The following is a 23330-nucleotide window of genomic DNA, read 5'->3' as shown; positions in this document are numbered from 1 at the left end:
GCCGTGGCAGCGGCGCTTGCCGGTTTTGCCGGTCAGCGGGTCGATGCCCGCGCACTTACTGTTGTGGCGCTGGTGGGATCGGCATTTTCCTCGCTCGCGCTGATCCTGCCGCTGGGCACTGCCGCGCTGGGCTTTTTCGCGGTGACGTTCGGCATCGGCATCGGGGTTTCGACCGTGGGCACGGCCCTGTTGCTGCGCGGCTGGTTCGGCGGGCGCGCCGCGCTGGAGCTTTATTCGGTGATGACCGTGGTTTCCACCTCGGCCGCGATCGGGCCCAGCATCGGCGGCCACCTGCACGATACGATGGGCAGCTTCGTGCCCAATTTTGCCGGGCAGGCTCTGATCGGCCTAGCCGTGGCGCTGGTGGTGGCCCTCGCGCGGCGGCCAGTGCCGCGCGCGGTGGCTGGGGATGCGGTGCTGGCGTGATGGCGCAGAAGCGGGACCCCGGATCAAGTCCGGGGTGACGAAAAGTCCAACAGGTCAAGAATGTACGTCACCCCGGGCTCGACCCGGGGTCCCGCTTTTTCCTAAGCGCCGTGCTCGATGATCGTTTCCATCGCCACATAGGTTGATGTGCTCGCCACGTTGGGCAGGCTCGAAATCCGCTCTCCCAGCACGCGGCGATAGGCCAGGATATCGGCCGTGCGGATTTTCAGCAGATAATCGAAATGGCTGGCGATCATGTGGCATTCCTCCACCTCCTCCACCTGGAGGACGGCGCGGCGGAACGCGTCGAGCGCCTTTTCGCGGGTGTCTGACAGCTTCACCTGGGTAAACGCGATATGCGCCAGGCCCAGCTTGTGCGGATCGACCACGGCGCGAAAGCCACGGATCACCCCATCGGCCATCAGCCGCTTGAGCCGGGCCTGGCATGGCGTCTTGCTCAAGCCCACGCGGCGCGCGAGTTCGTTGATGCTCAGCCGCCCGTCGACACGCAGCTCTTCCACGATCCTGAGGTCGATGCGATCAAGCGGCGACGGCCCTGTCATCGGGCTGCTCAGGGCCGGGTTGAGCCGCGCACGACCAGGCGCACCGGCACGCGCCGCGCCGTCGCCGTCTCGCCCGAAATCATCGCCAGCAGGCGATCGACCAGCAGCGAGCCGGCCACTTCGAAATCGGATTCCACGGTGGTGAGCGGCGGGGTGGACCAGGCACCGGCACGCACGCCATCGAACCCGACGATGCCGATCTGATCGGGCACGACCAGCCCGCGCCCGGCCAGTTCCTTGAGCGCGCCCAGCGCAATCTCGTCGCTGACGCCAAAGATCGCATCGAACGGGCGGCCGCTTTCGATCAAGGCCACGGCAGCGCGGCGGCCTTGCTCTTCGCGCGGCAGGCCACGCTCGATGCGCTGGAGCACTGGTTCCAGCCCGGCGCTTTCCATCGCCGCGGCATAGCCGTCATAGCGTTCCTTGAACTGCCGCTGTGGCGAGGTTTCCGAACCCAGGCACACGATATGGCGATAGCCGCGCACCAGCATGTGGCGCGTGGCCAGCGTTGCCCCGGCGTGGTTGTCACTGCGCACCCAGGGGAAATCGTCCTGCGTCGCGCCCCAGCACACCCAGTGGCTGCCCTGCGGCAGGGCGCCGAAATAGTCCCACGCTGCGGTGTTTTCGCTGGTGCCGATCACGATCATGCCGTCGGCCTTGCGGCGTTCCTGGTAATGGCCCCAGAAATTTTCCGGGCTGTCCTGAAACGCCACCAGCACCTCGAACCCGCGCGCGGCGGCGGCGGCGCAGGTGCTGCCCAGCAGGGCATAGTAGAAGGGATTGAGATCCTTGCGATCCTGCCCCGGGCGGCAGACCATGACCACGGCCAGCGTGCCGGTCTTGCCCCGGCGCAGGCGCGCGGCGTTCTCGTCCACCTGATAGTTGAGCTTGCGCGCCGCTTCCATCACCCGCTGGCGGGTCGGCGCGCTGATCGACGGGTCACCGGCCAGCGCGCGGCTGACGGTGGACTGGCTGACGCCGGCCGCTTCGGCAACGTCGAAACTGGTTACACGGGTGAGGCGCTTTTCGGCCATGGATCAAGGTCTCTTTCGCGTGCAACGGTCAGCGGAAGCTGTCCTTGGCCGCGCGCAGGGCGGCAAAGGTGGCAACGGCATCGCCGCCGCCCCAGCGGGATTGCAGGACGGGATCGTCTGCGCGCAGGAAGGGGTTGGTGGCCAGCTCGCGCGCCAGCGGCGTGGGCACGGTTGGCAGGCCCTGCGCGCGCCGCGCCGTGACGTCCTGCGCATAGTCGGCCAGCGCGGCATTGTCGGGATCGGCATGCACGGCAAAGCGGGCGTTGCTGGCGGTATATTCGTGGGCGCAGTAAACCAACGTTTCGGCCGGCAGCGCCTTGAGGCGGGCAAGGCTGGCCCAGAACTGCGGCGGGGGGCCTTCGAACATGCGCCCGCAGCCCAGCGCGAACAGCGCGTCACCGACAAAGGCCAGGCCGGCATCGGGCAGGTGATAGGCGACATGGCCCAGCGTGTGCCCACCCACGGCCAGCACCTGCACCACATGATCGCCCAGGCGCACGGTGTCGCCGCCATCGACGGCGCGGTCGACGCCCGCGATCTTGGTGGTTTCCTGCGCCGGCGCGCTGATCGTGCAGCCAGTGGCGGCCTTGATCGCCGCGTTGCCGCCGGCATGATCGGCATGCCAGTGGGTGTTCCAGATCTGCGTGATCTGCCAGCCGCGCGCAGCTGCCTCGGCCAGGTAGCGATCGGCATCGGGGGTATCGATGCACACGGTTTCGCCGCTCGCGCTGTCATGCACGAGGTAGCCATAGTTGTCAGACAGGCAGGGAAACTGGTGAACTTCGATCATCGCCCTCGCTCCTCGCGTTCCCTCATAGCGGAAATGCTGCAAAGCAAAAGACGGCAAACGGCGGTTAACCGGCGTGGTGACACTGCTCAGTCGATGCGGGCCAGCCGCGCGACATGGGCAAAGGCCTGGCGCGCCCCGGCAATCGCCTCGGCTTCCTGCCCGGCATCAAGCGGCACGGCATCGAGCGCGTCGGTAAAATCGCGCCAATGCGCGGCCGGTCCATCGCCCCACGGCGCCAGGTGGCGGGCGCCGAATGTGTCGGAGAGGCCGATGCGTATGACCAGCTTGCGCAGCACTGCCGCGCCCAGGTTCGATCCTTCGGCCACATAGAGCCATCCCAGCGCGGCGCCGAGCTTGGGCTGCGGCGGGGCCGGCAGTGGAGGGGAGGGCGCATCAAGGCCCAGATCGGCCATGTCCTGGATGACCAGCGGCAGCCGGCAGCGTTGTGCCAGGCCGGGCAGGGCAGCCTGCAGCGCGGCATCGGCATAAAGCGGGGCGACCGTGCGGTGAAAGCCCAGCTGCATCGCCAGGAAGCTGGCATAGCCTTCGCGGCTGGCAAAACTTTCCCGCGCCATCAGCGCCGCATCCAGCGCCGCATGCACATCGCGCGTCGCCTCGCGCAGGCGCTGGGCGCGGCCGGGATGGGGCTGGGTGGGTGAGGGCATGCGCGTGGCCAATTCTCGAGATCTAGGTGGGATGTTTTTGCGCCATGCTCCGCTCGTCCTGAGCTTGTCGAAGGACGCGAGGCGCAGCGCTGACGTGTAAACAGCCCTTCGACAAGCTCAGGGCGAACGGAATGCGGGGTGCCCATGGGATGACGCATCGAATGTAGGCCGAGCGCCTGGAAAACGCCACCGCATGAAAAAACCCGCCCGGCGTGGTGCCAGGCGGGCCTTTTCGGTTTCTCGGTTGGCAGGGGCCGCATGGCCCCCGCCAGGCCGGGATCAGCCGCGAGCCTTGAGGGCTTCGCCGAGGATGTCGCCGAGCGAAGCGCCCGAGTCCGACGAACCGTACTGTTCCACCGCTTCCTTTTCTTCGGCCAGCTGACGGGCCTTGATCGAGAAGTTGGGCTTCTTGGAACGGTCGAAGCCGGTGACCATGGCATCGATCTTCTGGCCAACCTGGAAGCGGTCGGGACGCTGTTCGTCACGATCGCGGCCCAGGTCCGAACGCTTGATGAAGCCGGTCGCGCCGTCTTCGCCAGCCTGCACTTCGAGGCCGCCATCGCGGACTTCGAGGACAGTGACGGTGACGACTTCGCCGCGACGCAGCGAGCCCGAGGTGGCAACGCCGCCAGCAGCCGGAGCGCCCTTTTCGAGCTGCTTCATGCCGAGCGAGATGCGCTCCTTGTCGACGTCAACGTCGAGGACCACGGCCTTGACCTGCTCACCCTTGCGGTGGAGGGCCAGCGCGTCTTCACCCGAGATGCCCCAGGCGATGTCGGACATGTGAACCATGCCGTCCACGTCGCCATCCAGGCCGATGAACAGACCGAATTCGGTGGCGTTCTTGACTTCGCCTTCGACGATCGAACCGACCGGGTGCTTTTCGGCAAAGCCTTCCCAGGGGTTCTGCTGCGCCTGCTTGAGGCCGAGGCTGATGCGGCGCTTGTCGCTGTCGACTTCCAGAACCATGACGTCGACTTCCTGGCTCGTCGAAACGATCTTGCCGGGGTGGACGTTCTTCTTGGTCCAGGACATTTCCGAAACGTGGACCAGGCCTTCGATGCCCGGTTCCAGCTCCACGAAGGCGCCGTATTCGGTGATGTTGGTGACGGTGCCGCGCAGCTTGGCGCCAACCGGGTACTTGGCGGCAACGCCATCCCACGGATCGCTTTCCAGCTGCTTCATGCCCAGCGAGATGCGCTGCGTGTCCTGGTTGATGCGGATGATCTGGACGCGCACGGTGTCGCCGATGGCGATCACTTCGCTCGGGTGGTTGACGCGCTTGTAGCTCATGTCGGTGACATGGAGCAGGCCGTCGATGCCGCCGAGGTCAACGAACGCACCGTAGTCGGTGATGTTCTTGACGACGCCGTCGATGATCTGGCCTTCCTTGAGGTTCTGGATCAGGCCCGAACGCTGTTCAGCGCGGGTTTCTTCCAGAACGGCGCGGCGCGACACGACGATGTTGCCACGGCGGCGATCCATCTTGAGGATCTGGAACGGCTGCGGCATGTCCATCAGCGGGGTCACGTCGCGCACGGGGCGGATGTCAACCTGGCTGCCGGGCAGGAAGGCCACGGCGCCGTCGAGGTCGACGGTGAAGCCACCCTTCACGCGGCCGAAGATCACGCCTTCAACGCGCTTGCCTTCGCCGAATTCGGATTCGAGCTTGTCCCAGGCGGCTTCGCGGCGGGCGCGGTCGCGGCTGAGCATGGCTTCGCCTTCGGCGTTCTCGACGCGGTCGACGAACACTTCGACTTCGTCGCCGACCTTGAGGCCGTGCGGCTGGCCGGGGGCGGCGAATTCGCGCAGGGCCACGCGGCCTTCGCTCTTCAGGCCCACGTCGATGACGGCCTTGTCGTTTTCGATGGCGGTAACGGTGCCCTTGACGACGCGGCCTTCAAAGCCACCGCTGGCGCCTGCGCCCAGCGATTCGTCAAGCAGCGCGGCGAAATCGTCGCGCGTCGGGTTGGTCGACATGAAAAGTCTTCCTTGGTATCGATGTTTCCGGCCAGGCGGTTGGGTCCGCCGGTCTTTTCTCCATCACCTGCCCCATGCAGGATGATGGGCCAAAAGGGCCGATCCGCCCATGCGGGCCGGATGCCCGCGCAGGCATTCTTGTCCCTCTCGGGAAAGAACCTGGCGCGCTTAGGCCTGCCCCCAGTGAAATGCAAGCAAAACCGCGTGTTTTGCAAATGCCCGCTTTGCGCAAGGTCAAGGTCATCGGCGTGCGGGCAGACTAGGGATTGCCCATCCAATCCGCACGACGGGAGTTGCCGCAATGACTGCCACCCAAACACCGCCCCCCATGGCTGCCCTGGCCCGCGCCGCCACCGTTGTCACCCGCCACGGCGTGACCTTGAGCGTGCGGCAGGCCTTTGCCGAAGACGAAGATGCGCTGGCCGCGTTTTTCGATGCCGTGCTGCCCGAAGACCGCCGCTTTCGCTTTCTCGCGGCTGCCGGCCATCTCGATCACCAGCGCCTGTTGCCGCTGACCCGGGTGGACCATTGGCGCACCGAAAGCTTCCTGGCGTTTGACCAGGCGAGCGGCGATCTGGTGGCTTCGGGCATGCTGGCCTGCGATGCGGCGATGGAAACCGGTGAAGTGGCGGTTTCGGTGCGCGGCGATTTTCGCGGGCAGGGCGTGGGCTGGGCGATGCTCGACCTCTTGGCCCACGAAGGCGAACGGCGCGGGCTGGACCGCGTGATCGCGATTGAGGACCGTGCCAACCAGGCCGCGATCGACCTGGAAAAGGACTATGGCTTCATCGCCCATGGTGTTGAGGGCGATCCGCACCTTGTCATGCTGGAAAAGCGGCTGGGGTAAGATGTGGCGCGTGCCCCCCGGCCTGGCTGAGGAGGGGCACGCGCCGGTCCATGCGATCAGGTAAGGCTGGCCAGCACGTCGCGGGCAAAGGCGGACAGCGTATCGTCGCGCGCGCCCATGATCACGATCCGGTCTCCCGGACGGGCGAGGGCCGCCAGCCGCTGACCGGCATCGGCGCGCTCCGCCACGTGTTCGGCCTGGCCGCCGTGCGCGTTGACCAGGCCGACGATGCGTTCAGACCCTTGCGTGCGATCCACCGTGCCGCCGAAATAGACCGGGTCGGTCAGGATCACGCGATCCTCGGCGTTCAAACGCGTGGCCAGCACTTGCGCCAGTTCCGCGCCCATCTGGCGCAGCGGGCCATAGCCGTGCGGCTGGAACAGCGCGAGCACGCGGCCGGGATGGGCCTTGAGCGTTGCGAGGGTGGCGGCAACCTTTTCCGGGTTGTGGCCAAAATCATCAATCACCGTCACGCCGCTGGCGCTGGTGCCGACAATGTCGAACCGGCGGGCGAGACCGGCATAACCGCTCAGGGCCGCCACGGCCTCGCCCAGCGGCAGGCCCGCCGCATCGGCTGCGGCCAGAGCGGCCAGGGCATTGGCCAGGTTGTGCCGGCCCGGAACGGCCAGCGTGATATCGTGCTGCGCGCCACTGCGCCGGTCGATCACCGTGGCGGCAATGCGGGTCGGGCTTTCCACCACGCTGGCGGGCACGACCCCGATCATCGCGGTATCGGCAAAGCCGAAGGTGACCGTGGCCCGCGCGCGGTGGGCCAGGGCCATGCTTTCCGCGTCATCGGCATTGATCACCGCCGTGCTTGCCATGGCGAGGAAATTGCCAAACAAATCACGCAGTTCTTCCAGACTCTTGTGATCGAGACTGACGTTGTTGAGCACGGCGATCTGCGGCCGATAGAGCGCGATCGAGCCGTCGCTTTCATCGACTTCCGAAACGAACAGCCCGCCCTGGCCCACGCGGGCCGAGGCAAAGGGCGCGTCGGGCGTGGCAAAGTTCTTCATCACCGCGCCATTCATGATCGTGGGATCGCGGCCCAAGGCCGTGAGTATCCAGCCGATCATGCCGGTGACGGTGGACTTTCCGCTGGTGCCGCCCACGGCAATGCCGATCGGCGCGGCGTTGAACAGGCGGGCGAGCAATTGCGCGCGGGTGAAGCGCGGGCAGCCGAGGTCGCGGGCGCGCACCACTTCGGGCACGGTATCTTCCACTGCGGCCGAGGCAACGAGCGCCTGGTCGGCCGAGGTGATGCCGCTGCCGTCTTGCGGGAACAGGGCAAAGCCCAGACTTTCCAGCCAGGCGAACTTTTCGGGCGTGCGGCCCTGGTCGCGGCTGCGATCAGACCCTGCGACCTGCGCGCCCGCACCCTTGAGGATCAGCGCCAGGGGCAGCATGCCCGATCCGCCGATGCCGCAAAAGAACCAGGGATGGGCAGTTAGCGCGCCATCTGGCGCAGGTGCAGTGTGGGCCATGGGCACAGGGCACTACAGCAATCAGGGGGCGTGGCAAGATCGCTGCGACAGGTTTGCCCCGCTGCCGCGTCTGGCCGCAGCAGCGCAGGGATGAAAAGGCTGGCCGGAGCCGGGCGCACGGGGCGCAGGGTTCGGCCAGGCTCTTTTCCGGGCCAGGCTTGTGGGCGCGAGGGCAAGGTCGGAGCCAGTGCCACGGCAAGCGTCGGCATCGGTTCGGCCAAGCCCGTTTCGCCCGACGCCTGGTCCGCGATGCGGTCAAAGGCGCAAGGTGTGACAGCACCGGAGCGGCCCACGCCCGGCAGGCCAGCTGGCTTGCCAGGGTGCCCGTTCGGCCCCGTCATGCCACCTAACGCGGCTGGAGCGGAAACCTTTCCCGAAAATCGCGTCCTAAGTATTTGGGCAAGGTTTCGCTAACCATGTGTGATGGACGAACCCCCGCGCAGGCGATAACACCGCGCCTATGTTGCGCATTGCCGTCTGTGCCCCGTCCGCCCCGTTCGATCGCGCCGATGCCGGGCGGGTTGCCGCTCTGGTGGCCGAGCGGGCCGGCCTCGATATCCACTTTCACGAACAATGCTTTGCGCAAAGTGGCCATTTTGCCGGAACCGACCAGCAGCGTCTGAACGCATTTGTCGAATGTGCCAATGATCCCGGGTTTGACGCGGTGTGGTTTGCGCGCGGCGGCTATGGCGCGGGGCGGATCGCGCAGGATGCCATGGGCCTCCTGGCACCGGCGGCGCAGAACAAGGCCTATCTCGGCTATTCGGATGGCGGGGTGATGCTCGCCGCGCTCTATCGCGCCAAAGTGGGCCGCCCGGTCCATGCGCCGATGCCGGCCGATGTGCGGCGCGATGGCGGCGAGGCGGCGGTGCGCCGCACGCTCGCCTGGCTGGCGGGGGACGCCATCGGGCTGGAGCCGACGATCCCGGCGGCAACGCCGGTGGTGGCGTTCAACCTCATGACCCTATCAATGATCATGGGCACGCCGGTCATGCCTGATCTGGCCGGGCATGTGGTGATGGTGGAAGAAGTGAGCGAATACGATTATGCCGTCGATCGCCTGCTGTTTCATGTCAGTGCCGGGCTGGCGTCCATGAAGGTGGCCGGCCTGCGGCTTGGCCGTGTGACGCAGGTGCCTGAAAACGATAGACCTTTTGGCATCGGGGTGGAGGATATGGCGCGGCATTGGTGCGCGCGTACAGGCCTGCCTTACCTCGGCCGCGCGGATATCGGGCATGATGGCGATAATCGCATCGTGCCGTTCGGGCTTGCAGGAACCCCGCCGGGCCAATAGGGCGCGCGCCAGTTTTCAGGAGGCATCGATCAATGCGGGCATTCGTTTTTCCGGGGCAGGGCAGCCAGAAGGTGGGCATGGGCGCCGAGCTTGCCGCCGCCAGCACCGCCGCGCGCGAAGTGTTCGAGGAAGTGGACGACGCGCTCGGCCAGAAGCTGTTCCAGATCATGACCCAGGGCCCCGATGATGCGCTGACCCTGACGGAAAATGCCCAGCCCGCGATCATGGCGCATGCCATCGCCGTGCTGCGCGTGCTGCAAAAGGAAGGCGGCATCCAGCTGGCCGACAAGGCCGATTTCGTGGCCGGGCACAGCCTGGGCGAATACACCGCGCTGTGCGCCGCCGGGGCGTTTTCGCTGGCCGATACCGCCCGCCTGCTCAAGCTGCGCGGGCAATCGATGCAGGCCGCCGTGCCGGTGGGCGAAGGCGCGATGTGCGCGCTGCTCGGCGCCGATATCGACAAGGCCACCGCGCTGGCCGAAGCAGCCGCGCAGGGTGAAGTCTGCACTGTGGCCAACGACAATGATCCCACGCAGGTCGTGCTTTCCGGGCACAAGGGCGCGATCGAGCGCGCGGTGGCGCTGGTCAAGGAGCATGGCATCAAGCGCGGCGTGCTGCTGCCGGTGTCTGCCCCGTTCCACTGCCCGCTGATGCAGCCGGCCGCCGATGCCATGGCCCAGGCGCTGGCCGCCACGCCGCCCCAGGCCTTTCGCGTGCCGCTGTTCGCCAACGTGACCGCCGCGATCGTCACTGATCCGGCGCAGGTGCAGCAACTGCTGGTAGAGCAAGTCACCGGCCGCGTGCGCTGGCGCGAAAGCGCGATCGCGATGAAGGACGCCGGCGTGGAGGCGTTCGTCGAACTGGGTGGCAAGGTGCTGGCACCGATGATCACCCGCTCGGCCGGGGCCGATCTCTCCGTCACCAGCGTGATCACCATGGCCGACATCGAAGCCCTGGCCAAGGATCTCTGAGAGCCAAGCAGATCAGGCAAAATGAATCGCGCAGAGGCGCAGAGGCGCGGAGGGGAAGTGCATGACGGCAATCGACTCCATCAGCGGCGCCGTGGTCGATGCAGCGATGCGCATTCACAAGGAACTCGGTCCCGGACTGTTGGAAAGCGTTTATGAAGTCGTGCTTGCCGCTGCGTTGGAACGACGTGGATACAAGGTCGACCGGCAAAAGCCGGTCGATATCGAATTCGATGGAATGCGCTTTCCGGCAGCTTTTCGGGCCGATCTGATTATCGAAGACAGGTTGATCGTGGAGATCAAGTCCGTGGAGAAACTCAGTCCGGCACATGCCAAGCAGGTGCTGACGTATCTGCGCTTGATGAAACTGCCGGTTGGCTTGTTGCTGAATTTTTCGGGCGAAACGATGAAGGAAGGTATCCGGCGGCTGGTCAATGGCTATAGCCCTCAGTCCTGACCTTCTCTGCGCCTCCGCGCCTCCGCGCGAACTATTGAAATCGGAGCCAAGATTATGGAAAACCGTCTTTTTGACCTGACCGGCATGACTGCCCTGGTTACCGGCGCGGCTGGTGGTATCGGTTCGGCGATCAGCCATGCGCTGGCCCGCCAGGGGGCGCGGCTGGCGCTTTCGGGGACGAACCCGGCCAAGCTGCGCGCGTTTCGCGAAGAGCTGAACGAAACCTATGGCCACGACCATGTGGAAGTGACCTGCGATCTGTCTAACGCCGAACAAGTGGAAAAGCTGGTGCCTGCCGCGCTCGATACGCTGGGCAAGATCGACATCCTGGTCAACAACGCCGGCATCACGCGCGACAATCTGACGATGCGGATGAAGGACGAGGAATGGGACGCGGTGATCCGCGTGAACCTGGAAGCCGCGTTCCGCCTGATGCGCAGTGCCACCAAGCCGATGATGAAAGCGCGTTTTGGCCGGATCATTTCGGTCACCAGCGTGGTCGGCGCCACCGGCAACCCCGGCCAGGTGAACTATGCCGCAGCCAAGGCTGGCCTGGTAGGCATGTCCAAGAGCCTGGCGCAGGAACTGGCCACCCGCAACGTCACGGTCAACTGCGTGGCGCCCGGCTTCATCCGCACTGCGATGACCGATGTTTTGCCCGACGCGCAGAAGGATGCGCTCAACGGCCGCATTCCGATGGGCCGCATGGGCGAAGGCCAGGATATCGGCGCGGCAGTGGCCTATCTTGCCAGCAAGGAAGCCGGTTACGTCACCGGGCAGACGCTGCACGTTAACGGCGGCATGGCGATGTTCGCCTGATGCGCTGCGGGTGGGCGCTGGCCGTGGTAGCGGCTGGGCTGGCGATGCCGGCAGCGGCCGTGGCGCGCCCGCCCGAAACGCTGGCCTGCGCGATCAAGGCCGCGCCCGAGGGGCTCGACCAGAAGGTGGCCGATGCCATCCTGACGCCCGGCACCCCCGCGGCCAATGCCACGCAGGCCGATCTGCGCGCGATCACCGATGCCTGCGCGGCCGACCAGTTGCTGAACGACAAGCAGCGCGATGCCTATTTCAGCTATACCTGGGGGCGCATGGGGCGCGATGCGCTCGATGGCCGCCTGGCGGCGCTGGGCATCGCCTCGGCGCTGATCGACCGGGCGCTGGATATCGGGCCGGGCAATACCAACAACCCGGCCGACAAGGTGACGCCGGGCGATCTGCGCATCGTGAGCGAGGCGCTGGACAAGGCGGGCAAGCCCCCGGCCAGCGTGACCGCGCAGGGCTGGCAATTGATCACCGGCTGGATCGTTGCCACCGCCCTGATGTTCGATGGGCAACGCGATCTGGACTGAAACGGCATTTTTTTCGAGTTTTCGGGTCATTTATGCACAGTTTCACTTGGGCCATGCAAGGGGAGCCTTGCCCAAGGGGCACTCCACGCTAAGAAAGGTGGTCCGAAACGCAACGCTGCTGGCTGTGATTCCATGGCCTTCTGGTGTGCAGCCAACCCGGACGGCGCCTGTCCGTCCAGTCCGGCCTGTTTCAGATCGGTTCTGAAGCAGCCGGGTTACGAGACTGGGGATCGAGACGAGAATGAAGGCGACCATTGAACGCGCGACTCTTCTGCGCTGCCTGTCCCACGTCCAGTCGGTTGTCGAACGCCGCAACACCATTCCCATCCTGTCGAACGTGCTGATCGAGGCTTCGGCCGACAATTCGGTGCGCCTGATGGCCACGGACCTTGATCTGCAGATCGTGGAATCGATGCCGGCGGTTTCGGTGGAAGGCGCAGGCGCGATCACGGTTTCGGCGCACCTGCTGTTCGACATCGCGCGCAAGCTGCCCGATGGCTCGCAAGTGAGCCTGGAAACCACCGACAACCGCATGGTGGTCAAGGCCGGGCGCAGCCGTTTCCAGCTGCCCACGCTGCCGCGCGACGATTTCCCGGTGATCGTCGAAGGCGATCTGCCGACCAGCTTTGAAATTCCCGCGCGCGTGCTGGCCGAACTGATCGACCGCACCCGCTTTGCCATCTCCACCGAGGAAACCCGTTACTACCTCAACGGGATTTTCTTCCACGTGGCCGATGAAGTGCTCAAAGCGGCCGCCACCGATGGCCACCGCCTGGCCCGCTACACGCTGACGCGCCCCGAAGGCGCCGAGGGCATGCCCGACGTGATCGTGCCGCGCAAATGCGTGGGCGAGCTGCGCAAGCTGCTGGAAGAAGTGCTCGATACCAACGTGCTGCTCGATCTGTCAGCCAGCAAGGTGCGCTTTACCCTGGGCGGCGAACACGGCGTGGTGCTGACCAGCAAGCTGATCGACGGCACGTTCCCCGATTACAGCCGCGTGATCCCCACCGCCAACGACAAGCTGCTCAAGCTTGATCCGCGCAGCTTCTATGAAGGCGTGGACCGTGTGGCGACGATCGCCACCGAAAAGACCCGCGCGGTGAAGATGGCGCTGGAAACCGACCGCGTGACGCTGTCGGTCACCAGCCCGGACAACGGCACCGCGGCTGAAGAACTGCCGGCAGACTACACCGCGCAAGGCTTCGAGATCGGCTTCAACGCCAACTATCTCAAGGACATCCTCAGCCAGATCGACGGCGACACGGTGGAGCTGCACCTGGCCGATGCCGGCGCGCCGACGCTGATCCGCAAGGATGACAAGTCGCCCGCGCTCTACGTGCTGATGCCGATGCGCGTCTGACGCGGGGCAAGCCAGCCCGGCAACATACCAAAGGGGCGCGATCGGCCAGGCTGATCGCGCCCCTTTCGCGTTTCGGCAACGCGGGCGGCTGCCGGCACCTCGGGCAAATCCCTATATGCCTTTTCAGCGGTCTTGATCGCCCTGCGCCTATGCCTGTCGCATCGGAGTTAGACAGGTAGATCCCATGGCGCTTACCCAGCAGGACGTTGACCGCAAGCTGACGTTCTTCAACATCAGCAGTGATGACGTGGCCCGGTTTGGCCAGATTGCCGGCGCCATGGACGGCCTGGCTCCGCCGGCGCTGGAACGGCTGTATGATCGCATTGCCTTGACGCCGGAAACGGCGCGCTTCTTCCCTTCGCGCGCCGCCATGTCCCATGCCCGGGACAAGCAGATCGAGCATTGGGGCAGCATGTTCAGCGGCACGCCCGGCATGGCCTATGCCGAACGCGCCCAGCGCATCGGGGATGTTCACGCGCGAATCGGGCTGGAGCCGGGCTGGTATATCGGTGCCTATGCCTCGGTGCTGGACGAGGTGATCGTGCGGTTTCTGGGGCGCGGCCTGGGCAAGCTGGGCAGCCGCCGCGCCAAGGCCGTGGCCACGCTGGTGAAGATGGCGCTGCTCGATATGGAAGTGGCGCTGTCTGCCTATTTCCAGGCGGAAGATGCCAAGCGCCAGGCGGTGGTTACCCAGGTGGGCCATACCGTGCGCAAGATGACCGAGGGCGATTTTACCGTGGCGTTGACCGGCCTGCCCGAAGCCTATGCCGCGCTGGAAGCGGACCTGGAAACCATGCGCAAGAAGGTGAGCGGCGCGCTGGGCGCGGTTTCGCAGACTTCGCGCGCGGTCGACACCGGCGCCAAGGAAATTCGCGAGGCTTCGGACGATCTTGCCCGGCGGACGGAGCAGCAGGCAGCCTCGCTCGAAGAAGCCTCGGCCTCGATCACCACGCTGGCGGGCACGGTGGGCAAGACGGCCGAAGAAGCGACCCAGCTGCATTCGGCGGTGCAGGACGCCCATGGTGACGCGCGTCAGGGCGGCGGCGTGCTGGAAGAAGCGGTGCAGGCGATGAACGACATTCACCGCTCTGCCGCCGAGATCGGCAAGATCATCGCGGTGATCGATGGCATCGCTTTTCAGACCAACCTCCTGGCGCTCAACGCCGGGGTGGAAGCGGCGCGCGCGGGTGATGCCGGGCGCGGTTTTGCCGTGGTGGCCAACGAAGTGCGCGCGCTGGCGCAGCGATCGGCCGAGGCGGCGCTCGATATCAAGAAGCTGATCGGCGAAAGCTCTGTCCAGGTGGAACGCGGCGTGACGCTGGTGGACCAGACTGGCGAGACGTTCGAGCGGATCGTCAGCCGGGTGGGCGCGATTGCCGACGTGGCCAGCAACATTGCCGAGGGCGCCAGGGCACAGGCCGCGAATATCCGGCAGATTCAGGCCACGGTCAACGAACTGGACCTGATGACCCAACAGAATGCGGCCATGGTGGAAGAAGCGACGGCGGCATCACGCAGCCTGGCTGGAGAGGCCGATCGCATGGCCGATCTCGTGGGCCATTTCCGCGTGGAAGGCCTGGTGCCACACCAGGCCAAGGCGACGCGGCGCGCGGCCTGACGCGGCGCAGAGGCCCGTCACGCCGCGTCGAGAAATCCGCGCAGCGTGGCGGCAAAGCCTTCGGGATCGGCGAGCATGAACAAGTGCCCGCCGCCCTTGAACATTTCAAGCTGGCTGCCGGGGATGGCGCCGTGCAGGAACTGGGCATTGGCCGGCGGGATCAGCTGGTCTTCCTCGTCATGCATGACCAGCGTGGGCAGGGCCAGCAGCGGCAGGAACGGTGCGCTGCTCCAGGTGGAAAAAGCGGCCAACTGGCAAGCCCAGCCGACCGGCGAGGGCGGCATGGCCGCATTGAGCGACACGGCCTGGTGGCCCCCGCCATTGTACAGCGAGGCAAGGTTGCGCTGCAGGGTGCGCGCCACGGTATATTCGCGCGGATCTGCCATGTGGCTCATGATCGCGGGATTGCCGGGCACCATCGCGGCCCCGGCGGCCGTGGCCGCCAGCGCCAGCCGGCCGATGCGAGCGCGATGCTGGAACGCGAACTGCTGCGCCACGGCGCCGCCCCAGCTGATGCCCAGCACGTCTACCGCATCGAGATGCAGGCGATCGAGCAGCGCGGCCAGCGTGAGCGCGATGCACGGCATGGTATAGGGAATGATCGGATCGGGTGACTTGCCGATGCCCGGCATATCGAAACTGATGATCCGGCGGCAGGGCAGGGCGCGAACCACCGGTTCGAGCAGCTCCATGTTCATGCCGATGCCGCCCAGCAGCACCAGCGGACGCGCACCTTGGGCGCCGACATGCCACTGGCCAAGGCGCAGGCGCCGGCCAGCAACGCCAACCATCGAAAAATCAGCGGTAAAACTCGCCACGATCCCGTCATCTCCTGCCGGGTGCATGGCGCCTGTGCGCCGGCAATCCCGCCAACGTTCGCCCTGATAAAGTCCCACCCACGTCCGGCATGCCGCCTAGCAGGTTCATTACGGAGGTAAAAGTGGGCAGATTTCGTGTCGCTTCGTCAGGCCTGCTTAACGGTTTTTCAAAGCCGTTCGGGCATGCGGGTAACCATGGCAGACGTATCCGGGGCAGAGCAGATCGAAATCGAAGCGCGGGGCGAGGAGCGCCGTGACTTTGCACGCACGCAGCGGCGGCGCGAACGCGTGCCGGCCAGCCACGCGCCAAACCCGCGGATGGCCAACCGTTTGATCGCGCGCGAATGGCCGCAGATCGCAGCGCCGATGGCGGTGGGCCTTGCCGGGCTGGCGCTGCTTAACGGGGTGATTCCCGATGGCATCGTGGTGTCGGTGGGAATCACCGCGGTCATGCTGGCGTTGCTCGGCGCGCTGGCGGTGCGGGTGGAAAACGCCGGAATCGTCGGTACCGCGCCGCGCATGCTGCTGATGGCGCTGGCCGTGGGCATGCCGATGTTCCTGTTTGGCGCGGCGGTGGGCCACTGGGCCGAGATCGGCGCCGTGCCGTGGTTGCAGGGGCTGGCCCTGCTGGTCACCGTGTCGCTGCTCGCCACCGTGTTCGAAAGCGGGCAACTGGCCAGCGTGCTGGTGGCGCAAGTGGCGATCTGGGCCGGGGTGGCCTGTGCGGCCAACCGCCTGGGCGGGCTGGTCACGCTGGGTATTGGCCTGGCCGTGGCGGTGGCGGCCTATTTCCGCCAGCGCGAAATCGAAGCGCGCGCGCGCGAGCAGATGGAAATCGAAACGCGCATCCAGACCCGCGCGCAGGAGATTCTGGCCGATTACGAGGAAACCGGCCAAGGCTGGTTCTGGGAAACCGATCGGCGTGGCCAGATCACCTATCTTTCGCGCCCGGTCGCCCAGATCCTAGGGCGCGGCGTGGAAGAACTGATCGGCCGGCCGTTTCCCGAACTGTTCAACCTGGCCGACCAGGCCGGCGAGGGTGAACGCACGCTGGCGTTTCATCTTTCGGCGCGGTCGAGTTTTTCCGAACTGGCCGTGCGCGCGGCAACCGACATGGAAGAGCGCTGGTGGCAGATCAATGGCCGCCCGACCTATGACACCTTCAACAATTTCCAGGGCTTTCGCGGCTCGGGCACCGACCTGACCGAAAAGCGCCGCTCGGCCGAGCATGCTTCGCGCCTGGCGCAATTCGATTCGCTGACGGGCCTGTCGAATCGCCTGCGCATGTCGCAGACGCTGGAAAAGATCCTGGTAGCGCCGCAGGTGCAGCACCGTGCCTGCGCGGTGTTTCTGCTCGATCTCGACCGGTTCAAGCAGGTGAACGATACGCTGGGCCATCCGGCCGGCGATGCGCTGCTCAAGCAGGTGGCGCAGCGGCTGGAAGGCGTGATCGGCAATGTCGGCCGCGTCGGGCGCCTGGGCGGCGACGAGTTCCAGGTGATCATGCCCGGCAAGATCGAGCGCGACCATCTGGCCTACCTTGCCAACCAGGTGATCGAACAGCTTTCCGCGCCCTATGCCATCGACGGCAACCGCGTGATGATCGGCGCATCGGTGGGCATTGCCATTGCCCCCGATGATGGCGTGACCAGCGAGGCGCTGATTCGCAACGCCGATCTGGCGCTCTATGCCGCCAAGGACGGCGGGCGCGGCCGCTATCACTTCTATGCCGCAGACCTGCACAGCGATGCCGAGGAGCGGCGCCAACTGGAAGAGGAACTGCGCGATGCGGTGGCCCATGGCGGGCTGGAGCTGTATTACCAGCCGGTGGTGCAGACCGCGACCGAGCGGATCACCGGGTTTGAAGCCCTGCTGCGCTGGCACCATCCTCAGCACGGTTTCATTTCGCCGGCCAAGTTCATTCCCATTGCCGAAGATACCGGGCTGATCGCCGCGATCGGCGAATGGGCGCTGCGTACTGCCTGCCAGGACCTGGCGCAGTGGCCGCAGGACGTGCGCGTGGCGGTCAACGTCTCGCCCCTGCAGTTTGCCAATCCGGCGCTGCCCACGATCGTTACCTCTGCCCTGGCCCACGCCGGGGTGGAGCCTGAACGGCTGGAGCTGGAAATCACCGAAAGCGTGTTCCTCAACAACGACGAGGGCACCGACCAGATGTTCAAGCAGTTGAAATCGATCGGCGTGCGCCTGGCGCTCGACGATTTCGGCACCGGCTATTCCTCGCTGGGCTATCTGCGCTCTGCCCCGTTCGACAAGATCAAGATCGACCAGTCGTTCGTGCGCGGGGCGACCCAGCCGGGCAGCCGCAACGGCGCGATCATCGCCTCGATCGTCAGCCTGGCCGAGGCGCTGGGCATGGAAACCACGGCAGAGGGCGTGGAAACGCTGGACGAGCTGGACCTGGTGCGCATGCTCGGGTGCAGCCATGTGCAGGGCTATATTTATGAGCGGCCGCTTTCGGCGGTCAACGCCGCGGCGCGGCTTTCGACTGGGCTGGTGGCCGTGGCCCAGGGGCCGCGCTCGGCCCGTGCCAGCCGCCAGTCGATGCTGCGCAAGGTCGTGCTGGAAAACGCAGGGCACAAATACAACGGCATGGTGCGCAACATCTCGATGACCGGCGCCCTGATCGAGGGGCTGTGGAATGTGCCGGAAGGCACCGTGTTCCGCATCCAGCTCGCTGATGGCCACGTGGTGACGGGTACGTGCCGGTGGAGCAACGACGATCGCATGGGCGTGGAATTTGCCGCCCCGCTCAAGGCCGATGACGATGGCCGCATTGCCGTGGTCCAGGTGCGCACGCCCGCGTTGGCGCCGGTGCTGGAGCGGCCCTTGCAGCGCAAGGTGGGGTGAGGGGGCTGAACATGCCCTCCCCAAACCCCTCCCGCAGGCGGGAGGGGCTTTAGCGGCTTGCACTCTTCCGCTTAGTTCTTGCTCCCCTCCCGCGTGCGGGAGGGGCTGGGGGAGGGCGTGTTGGCCAACCTGAAAACCCCCGCCGAAACTGCCCATCGCGCCTGATGACAGCGCGCAATGGGCCTGCTAACGGCGGCGCATGACCGACCTCGCGCTGATCCGCAATTTTTCCATCATTGCCCACATCGACCATGGCAAGTCCACCCTGGCCGACCGCCTGATCCAATATACGGGCGGCCTGGCCGAGCGCGAGATGACCGCGCAAGTGCTGGACAACATGGATATCGAGCGCGAGCGCGGGATCACTATCAAGGCGCAGACCGTGCGCCTGGATTACAAGGGCAAGGATGGGCAGACCTATCAGCTCAACCTGATGGACACGCCCGGCCACGTCGACTTCGCCTATGAAGTCAGCCGCAGCCTGGCGGCCTGCGAAGGCGCGCTCTTGGTGGTGGACGCAGCCCAGGGCGTGGAAGCGCAGACCCTGGCCAACGTCTATCAGTCGATCGAGCACGACCACGAGATCGTGCCGGTGATCAACAAGATCGATCTTCCCGCCGCCGAGCCGGAAAAGGTGAAGCACGAGATCGAGGAAGTGATCGGGATCGACGCCAGCCAGGCCGTGCTGGCGAGCGCCAAGGCCGGCATCGGCATCGAGGAAGTGCTCGATGCCGTGGTGGCGCGCATTCCCCCGCCGGGCGGCGATCGCAATGCGCCGTTGAAGGCCATGCTGGTCGATTCCTGGTACGACCCCTATCTCGGCGTGGTCATCCTGGTGCGCGTGATCGACGGGGTGATCAAGAAGGGCTTGCAGGTCAAGTTCATGGCCGGCGGGACCGAACACCTGATCGACCGCGTGGGCTGCATGCGGCCTAAGATCGAGCAACTGGCCGAACTGGGGCCGGGCGAGATCGGCTTTATCACCGCGCAGATCAAGGAAGTGGCGCAGGCCCGCGTCGGTGACACGATCACCACGGTCAAGGGTGGCGCCAGCGAAGCGCTGCCGGGCTTCAAGGAAGTGCAGCCGGTGGTGTTCTGCGGGCTGTTCCCGGTCGATGCCGCCGATTTTGAAAAGCTGCGCGATTCGATCGGCAAGCTGCGGCTGAACGATGCCTCGTTCAGCTTTGAAATGGAAACCAGCGCGGCGCTGGGCTTTGGTTTCCGCTGCGGGTTCCTGGGCCTGTTGCACCTGGAAATCATCCAGGAGCGCCTGAGCCGCGAATACGATCTCGACCTCATCACCACGGCGCCGTCGGTGGTCTATCGTCTGACCATGACCGATGGCTCGCACATGGAACTGCACAACCCGGCCGACATGCCCGATGTTGTGAAGATCGACACCATGGAAGAGCCGTGGATCAAGGCGACGATCTATACGCCCGATGAATACCTCGGTTCGATCCTCAAGCTGTGCCAGGATCGCCGCGGCATCCAGACCGGGCTGACCTATGTCGGCGGGCGCGCGCAGGTGAACTATGAACTGCCGCTCAACGAAGTGGTGTTCGATTTCTATGATCGCCTCAAGTCGATCAGCCGTGGCTATGCCAGCTTTGACTATGAACAGATTGGCCTGCGCGAGGGTGACCTCGTCAAGATGAACATCCTGGTCAACAACGAGCCGGTCGACGCCTTGAGCATGATCGTGCACCGCAGCCAGGCCGATGCGCGCGGGCGCGGGCTGTGTGAGCGGTTGAAGGACCTGATCCCGCGCCATCTGTTCAAGATTCCGATCCAGGCGGCGATCGGCGCCAAGGTGATTGCGCGCGAAACCATTGCCGCGATGCGCAAGGACGTGACCGCCAAGTGCTATGGCGGTGATATCAGCCGCAAGAAGAAGCTTCTGGAAAAGCAGAAGGAAGGCAAGAAGCGCATGCGCGAATACGGCAACGTGCAGATTCCGCAGGAAGCCTTCATCGCCGCGCTGCGCATGGGCGAGGAATAGGGGCGTATCTGCCGCGGGCCGGGGAACCGAACCGCGCGCTGTCCGGTTACGTTGGGTGGGAGCGTTCGCTCCTGCAGCAATACCGGAGGCCCTTTGCTCATCGTTCGCCTGTTCCGATTTGCCCTGATGGCGCTGCTGCTGGGCGTGGCGCCGCTGGCCCACGCGCAGTTGACGCCAGCGGCAGCGTCTAGCCCGGCCGCACCCAGTGACCCGTATGGGCGCGAAACCCCGCGATCAGCGGTAGCTGGCCTGATCCAGGCGCTGGCTGGCCGCGATTACGAACGTGCGGCACATTTCATGTCGGTGCGGCTGGACAATCCGCGCCTGGCCAACGGCGCCGAAGAATTGGCGCGGCGGTTGCAGGTGCTGCTCGACAAGGGTGGTGCGCTGCGCGCGTTTGGCGCCCTGTCGAACGATGCCGTGGGGGATCTGAACGACGATCTGCCGTTCAACCGCGAGCAGGTCGGCACGATGCGCGTGGGCGATCAAAAGGTGCCGGTCTTGCTGGCCAGCAGCCAGCAGGGCCAGGTGGTGGTCTGGCGTGTTGCCCCTGAAACCTTGCAGATTTTGGCCAAAGCCGACGTGCCGCGCGACGCACCGGTGGCGAGCACCAACCCGGATAGCTGGATGGTCGGCGGTGCGCCGATCGGCGATTGGGCGCTGCTGCTGGGCCTGGCGGCGGCCAGTTTTGCCGCGTTTCGTTTGCTGGCCGCGCTGATCCTGCTGGTGGTGCGGCGGTTGATCCCGCAGTTCCAGGATAGCGCGGTCTATCGCTTCCTGGCAGCGGCCTTGCCACCGCTCAGCCTGTTTCTGTCGATCATGATCTTCTTCATGTGGGCCAACCGCCTGCCCGTGGCCATCGTCGCCCGGCAAACGCTGCTGCGCTATGGCGGCACGGTGGGCCTGGTGGCGCTGGTGTGGTTTGCGCTGCGCCTGATCGATGCCATTGCCGAACTGGCAACTCGGCGCCTGCGCCATCACCAGCGGCGCCAAGTGATCTCGGTGGTCAACCTACTGCGGCGCGGGGCCAAGCTGTTGCTGCTGGCCTTCACGGTGGTGGGTGTTCTTGATACGTTTGGTATCAATGTTACTACAGGTATTGCGGCGCTGGGCATTGGCGGCATCGCCTTGGCGCTGGGCGCGCAAAAGACGGTCGAGAACCTGGTCGGCAGTGTCACGGTCATTGCCGATCAGCCGGTGCAGGTCGGGGATTTCTGCAAGGTTGGCGATGTTTCGGGCACGGTGGAAGACGTGGGCATCCGTTCCACGCGCATCCGCACCAACGACCGCACCTTGGTCACCATTCCCAACGGCGATTTTGCCGCGCGGCAGATCGAGAACTTTGCCACGCGCGACCGCTTCCTGTTCAATCCCACGATCGGCATCGCCTATGGCCTGCCGGTCGCCAAGGTGCGCGAGGCGGTGGACATCGTGCGCCAGACGCTGCTCGATCACGATGGCGTGCTCAACGATGGCGTGCGCGCCACGTTCACCAACTTTGCCGACACGGCGCTGACCATCGACGTGTGGTCTTACCTGGCGGGGCCGGATTACAACGCGGCGATGGCGGTGCGGCAGGATGTGCTGCTGACGATCATGGAGCAGTTCGAGGCCGCCGGCATCGTGCTGGCGCAGCCGACACGCTCGGTCATGGTACAGGGCGGCATGCCGTTGCCTGCTGCCGAAGTGCCGCCGAGCGCGGCGTGATCACCCGATCAGGCGGGATGCCACCACAGCCACGGCGACCAGCACCCCCGCACCCCAGATCGCGCGCGTAAGCGGACGGACCAGGGCGGCCCATTGCGGGGCTGGTTCGATCGGCGCCGGTGGCTCGGTCAAGCGCTGCACCCCGGCGCGCAACAGGCGCGGTGCGTCATTGCCGAGATGGGCCAGTTCCAGCCCCAGCGCGCGCAGGATCGGTTGCCAGTGATCGGGCGACAGCCGCGCGGCAACCAGGCGCAGGGTAGATCGGCGCAGCGCGGCCGACAGTTCAAACCCGGGTTCGATGCGGCTGAGCACGCCGTCGATCGTGACCAGCGCCTTGAAGATCAGCAGCAGGTCTGATGGCATGACGATGCCGGTGTCGCGCAGCAAGGGCAGGAAATCGGCAACCATTGGCGCCAGGCGCAGGCTCTCGCCGCCGTGGGTTTCGACCAGGCGGCGCGCCGCGGCGGCCACGGCTGATGCCGACGCGCTGCCGCTTTCATCCCAGGTGGTGAGAACGTCGGCCATGGCGGCATCGTCGCGCGCGACGAGCGCCTGGGTAAAGCGGATGAACTCCTCGCGCCGGCGGGGCGATACCTGGCCAACCAGGCCAAGGTCGAGCAGCGCAATGGCATTGCCGCGCAGGCAGCGCAGGTTGCCGGGGTGCGGATCGCCGTGGAAGCGGCCATTGATCAGGACCATGTCCAGCACCACGTCGGCACCCAGCGCGGCAATGCTCGCCGGATCGATACCGGCGTCGCGCAAGGCCTGTCCGCTGGTGGGGGCAACGCCAGCAACGAAATCCATCACCAGCACGCTTTCGCTGCTGACCGGCCAATGGATCGTGGGCACGACCACGCGCGGATTGCGTGCAAAATCGGCGCGCAGCCGATCGGCGTTGCGTCCTTCCACGGTGAAATCGAGTTCCTGGCGCAGCGCATCGGCGAGTTCCGCCGCCATCGCCCCGGCGCGCAACTGCCGCGCCTGGGCATTGGTGCGCTCGGCGAGGGCAGCGGCACCCGCGATCAGGCGCAGGTCCGCCAGCATAGGGCCAGTGATGCCGGGCCGGCGGATCTTGACGGCGACCGGGGTGCCATCGG

Annotated in this window: 19 protein-coding genes and 1 pseudogene; 12 read left to right on the top strand and 8 right to left on the bottom strand. The window is 65.9% G+C overall.

The features are described from left to right. Positions 1–426 (top strand): annotated as a pseudogene (locus tag H926_RS30825) (MFS transporter); the annotation flags it as partial. Positions 427–527: 101 nt separating this feature from the next. On the opposite strand, the gene H926_RS0111465 reads toward H926_RS30825, so the two are convergent. The 5 genes from H926_RS0111465 to rpsA all read right to left on the bottom strand — a co-directional run bounded on the left by H926_RS0111465 (position 528) and on the right by rpsA (position 5458). Further along, positions 528–989, bottom strand: coding sequence for an Lrp/AsnC family transcriptional regulator (locus H926_RS0111465; protein WP_022676427.1), 462 nt, complete (start codon positions 987–989; stop codon positions 528–530). 8 nt (positions 990–997) lie between these two features. Continuing rightward, entirely contained in the window at positions 998–2023 is a 1026-nt protein-coding gene (locus tag H926_RS0111460) for a LacI family DNA-binding transcriptional regulator (RefSeq protein WP_022676426.1), read from the bottom strand. Between the two features lie 28 nt (positions 2024–2051). After that, positions 2052–2813: a hydroxyacylglutathione hydrolase gene (gene gloB / locus H926_RS0111455; protein WP_022676425.1), complete on the bottom strand. Its 762-nt coding sequence runs from the start codon at positions 2811–2813 to the stop codon at positions 2052–2054. An 86-nt stretch (positions 2814–2899) separates the two neighbouring features. Beyond that, positions 2900–3478: a biliverdin-producing heme oxygenase gene (locus H926_RS0111450; RefSeq protein ID WP_022676424.1), complete on the bottom strand. Its 579-nt coding sequence runs from the start codon at positions 3476–3478 to the stop codon at positions 2900–2902. Positions 3479–3757: 279 nt separating this feature from the next. Further along, positions 3758–5458 carry a 30S ribosomal protein S1 gene (gene rpsA, locus H926_RS0111445; protein WP_022676423.1) on the bottom strand — a complete coding sequence of 567 codons (1701 nt, stop codon included), beginning with the start codon at positions 5456–5458 and terminating at the stop codon, positions 3758–3760. Between the two features lie 301 nt (positions 5459–5759). On the opposite strand from rpsA, the gene H926_RS0111440 reads away from it, so the two are divergent. Continuing rightward, positions 5760–6305, top strand: a complete 546-nt coding sequence (locus H926_RS0111440; protein WP_043609171.1) for a GNAT family N-acetyltransferase — start codon at positions 5760–5762, stop codon at positions 6303–6305. 56 nt (positions 6306–6361) lie between these two features. Here H926_RS0111440 and H926_RS0111435 read toward each other — a convergent pair whose 3' ends face one another. Further along, on the bottom strand, positions 6362–7792 hold the full coding sequence (locus H926_RS0111435; RefSeq protein ID WP_022676421.1) for a glutamate ligase domain-containing protein: 1431 nt from the start codon (positions 7790–7792) through the stop codon (positions 6362–6364). Between the two features lie 460 nt (positions 7793–8252). On the opposite strand from H926_RS0111435, the gene H926_RS0111430 reads away from it, so the two are divergent. The 7 genes from H926_RS0111430 to H926_RS27020 all read left to right on the top strand — a co-directional run bounded on the left by H926_RS0111430 (position 8253) and on the right by H926_RS27020 (position 14838). Further along, the gene (locus tag H926_RS0111430) at positions 8253–9086 is read left to right on the top strand and encodes an LD-carboxypeptidase (RefSeq protein ID WP_022676420.1); all 834 of its coding nucleotides are present in this window, start codon (positions 8253–8255) and stop codon (positions 9084–9086) included. A 32-nt stretch (positions 9087–9118) separates the two neighbouring features. After that, positions 9119–10057, top strand: a complete 939-nt coding sequence (gene fabD, locus H926_RS0111425; protein ID WP_022676419.1) for an ACP S-malonyltransferase — start codon at positions 9119–9121, stop codon at positions 10055–10057. A gap of 61 nt (positions 10058–10118) precedes the next feature. After that, positions 10119–10511: a GxxExxY protein gene (locus tag H926_RS0111420; RefSeq protein ID WP_022676418.1), complete on the top strand. Its 393-nt coding sequence runs from the start codon at positions 10119–10121 to the stop codon at positions 10509–10511. A gap of 54 nt (positions 10512–10565) precedes the next feature. Further along, positions 10566–11330, top strand: coding sequence for a 3-oxoacyl-[acyl-carrier-protein] reductase (gene fabG, locus H926_RS0111415; protein ID WP_022676417.1), 765 nt, complete (start codon positions 10566–10568; stop codon positions 11328–11330). Next, positions 11330–11860, top strand: coding sequence for a hypothetical protein (locus H926_RS0111410; RefSeq protein ID WP_022676416.1), 531 nt, complete (start codon positions 11330–11332; stop codon positions 11858–11860). The genes fabG and H926_RS0111410 overlap by 1 nt, the downstream gene beginning before the upstream one ends. Before the next feature lie 241 nt (positions 11861–12101). Next, entirely contained in the window at positions 12102–13220 is a 1119-nt protein-coding gene (gene dnaN, locus H926_RS0111405) for a DNA polymerase III subunit beta (RefSeq protein WP_022676415.1), read from the top strand. Between the two features lie 184 nt (positions 13221–13404). Continuing rightward, entirely contained in the window at positions 13405–14838 is a 1434-nt protein-coding gene (locus H926_RS27020) for a globin-coupled sensor protein (RefSeq protein ID WP_022676414.1), read from the top strand. Between the two features lie 17 nt (positions 14839–14855). Here H926_RS27020 and H926_RS0111395 read toward each other — a convergent pair whose 3' ends face one another. After that, entirely contained in the window at positions 14856–15656 is an 801-nt protein-coding gene (locus H926_RS0111395) for an alpha/beta fold hydrolase (protein ID WP_237741019.1), read from the bottom strand. Between the two features lie 195 nt (positions 15657–15851). On the opposite strand from H926_RS0111395, the gene H926_RS0111390 reads away from it, so the two are divergent. From H926_RS0111390 to H926_RS27015, 3 genes are all read left to right on the top strand, one after another. Then, complete coding sequence (locus tag H926_RS0111390) at positions 15852–18524, top strand: EAL domain-containing protein (RefSeq protein WP_022676412.1); 2673 nt, start codon at positions 15852–15854, stop codon at positions 18522–18524. A gap of 199 nt (positions 18525–18723) precedes the next feature. Further along, entirely contained in the window at positions 18724–20526 is a 1803-nt protein-coding gene (gene lepA, locus H926_RS0111385; protein ID WP_022676411.1) for a translation elongation factor 4, read from the top strand. A 93-nt stretch (positions 20527–20619) separates the two neighbouring features. Continuing rightward, positions 20620–22233 carry a mechanosensitive ion channel family protein gene (locus H926_RS27015; protein WP_231627498.1) on the top strand — a complete coding sequence of 538 codons (1614 nt, stop codon included), beginning with the start codon at positions 20620–20622 and terminating at the stop codon, positions 22231–22233. Here H926_RS27015 and H926_RS27010 read toward each other — a convergent pair. Next, on the bottom strand, positions 22234–23330 hold a 1097-nt coding region (locus tag H926_RS27010), incomplete at its 5' end, for an AarF/ABC1/UbiB kinase family protein (RefSeq protein WP_022676409.1). It abuts the gene before it with no gap.

The organism is Novosphingobium sp. B-7 (assembly GCF_000410615.1).
Lineage (GTDB): Bacteria > Pseudomonadota > Alphaproteobacteria > Sphingomonadales > Sphingomonadaceae > Novosphingobium > Novosphingobium capsulatum.
This window is presented reverse-complemented; position numbering and strand designations above follow the sequence as displayed.

Excerpts from the sequence above, each read along its gene's own strand:
- H926_RS0111410 (WP_022676416.1), top strand. The coding sequence starts at position 11,330 with ATGCGCTGCGGGTGGGCGCTGGCCGTGGTAGCGGCTGGGCTGGCGATG.
- H926_RS0111390 (WP_022676412.1), top strand. The coding sequence starts at position 15,852 with ATGGCAGACGTATCCGGGGCAGAGCAGATCGAAATCGAAGCGCGGGGC.
- fabG (WP_022676417.1), top strand. The coding sequence starts at position 10,566 with ATGGAAAACCGTCTTTTTGACCTGACCGGCATGACTGCCCTGGTTACC.
- rpsA (WP_022676423.1), bottom strand. The coding sequence starts at position 5,458 with ATGTCGACCAACCCGACGCGCGACGATTTCGCCGCGCTGCTTGACGAA.
- H926_RS0111420 (WP_022676418.1), top strand. The coding sequence starts at position 10,119 with ATGACGGCAATCGACTCCATCAGCGGCGCCGTGGTCGATGCAGCGATG.
- H926_RS27020 (WP_022676414.1), top strand. The coding sequence starts at position 13,405 with ATGGCGCTTACCCAGCAGGACGTTGACCGCAAGCTGACGTTCTTCAAC.
- fabD (WP_022676419.1), top strand. The coding sequence starts at position 9,119 with ATGCGGGCATTCGTTTTTCCGGGGCAGGGCAGCCAGAAGGTGGGCATG.
- H926_RS0111435 (WP_022676421.1), bottom strand. The coding sequence starts at position 7,792 with ATGGCCCACACTGCACCTGCGCCAGATGGCGCGCTAACTGCCCATCCC.
- gloB (WP_022676425.1), bottom strand. The coding sequence starts at position 2,813 with ATGATCGAAGTTCACCAGTTTCCCTGCCTGTCTGACAACTATGGCTAC.
- H926_RS0111465 (WP_022676427.1), bottom strand. The coding sequence starts at position 989 with ATGACAGGGCCGTCGCCGCTTGATCGCATCGACCTCAGGATCGTGGAA.
- lepA (WP_022676411.1), top strand. The coding sequence starts at position 18,724 with ATGACCGACCTCGCGCTGATCCGCAATTTTTCCATCATTGCCCACATC.
- dnaN (WP_022676415.1), top strand. The coding sequence starts at position 12,102 with ATGAAGGCGACCATTGAACGCGCGACTCTTCTGCGCTGCCTGTCCCAC.
- H926_RS0111450 (WP_022676424.1), bottom strand. The coding sequence starts at position 3,478 with ATGCCCTCACCCACCCAGCCCCATCCCGGCCGCGCCCAGCGCCTGCGC.
- H926_RS0111440 (WP_043609171.1), top strand. The coding sequence starts at position 5,760 with ATGACTGCCACCCAAACACCGCCCCCCATGGCTGCCCTGGCCCGCGCC.
- H926_RS0111460 (WP_022676426.1), bottom strand. The coding sequence starts at position 2,023 with ATGGCCGAAAAGCGCCTCACCCGTGTAACCAGTTTCGACGTTGCCGAA.
- H926_RS0111430 (WP_022676420.1), top strand. The coding sequence starts at position 8,253 with ATGTTGCGCATTGCCGTCTGTGCCCCGTCCGCCCCGTTCGATCGCGCC.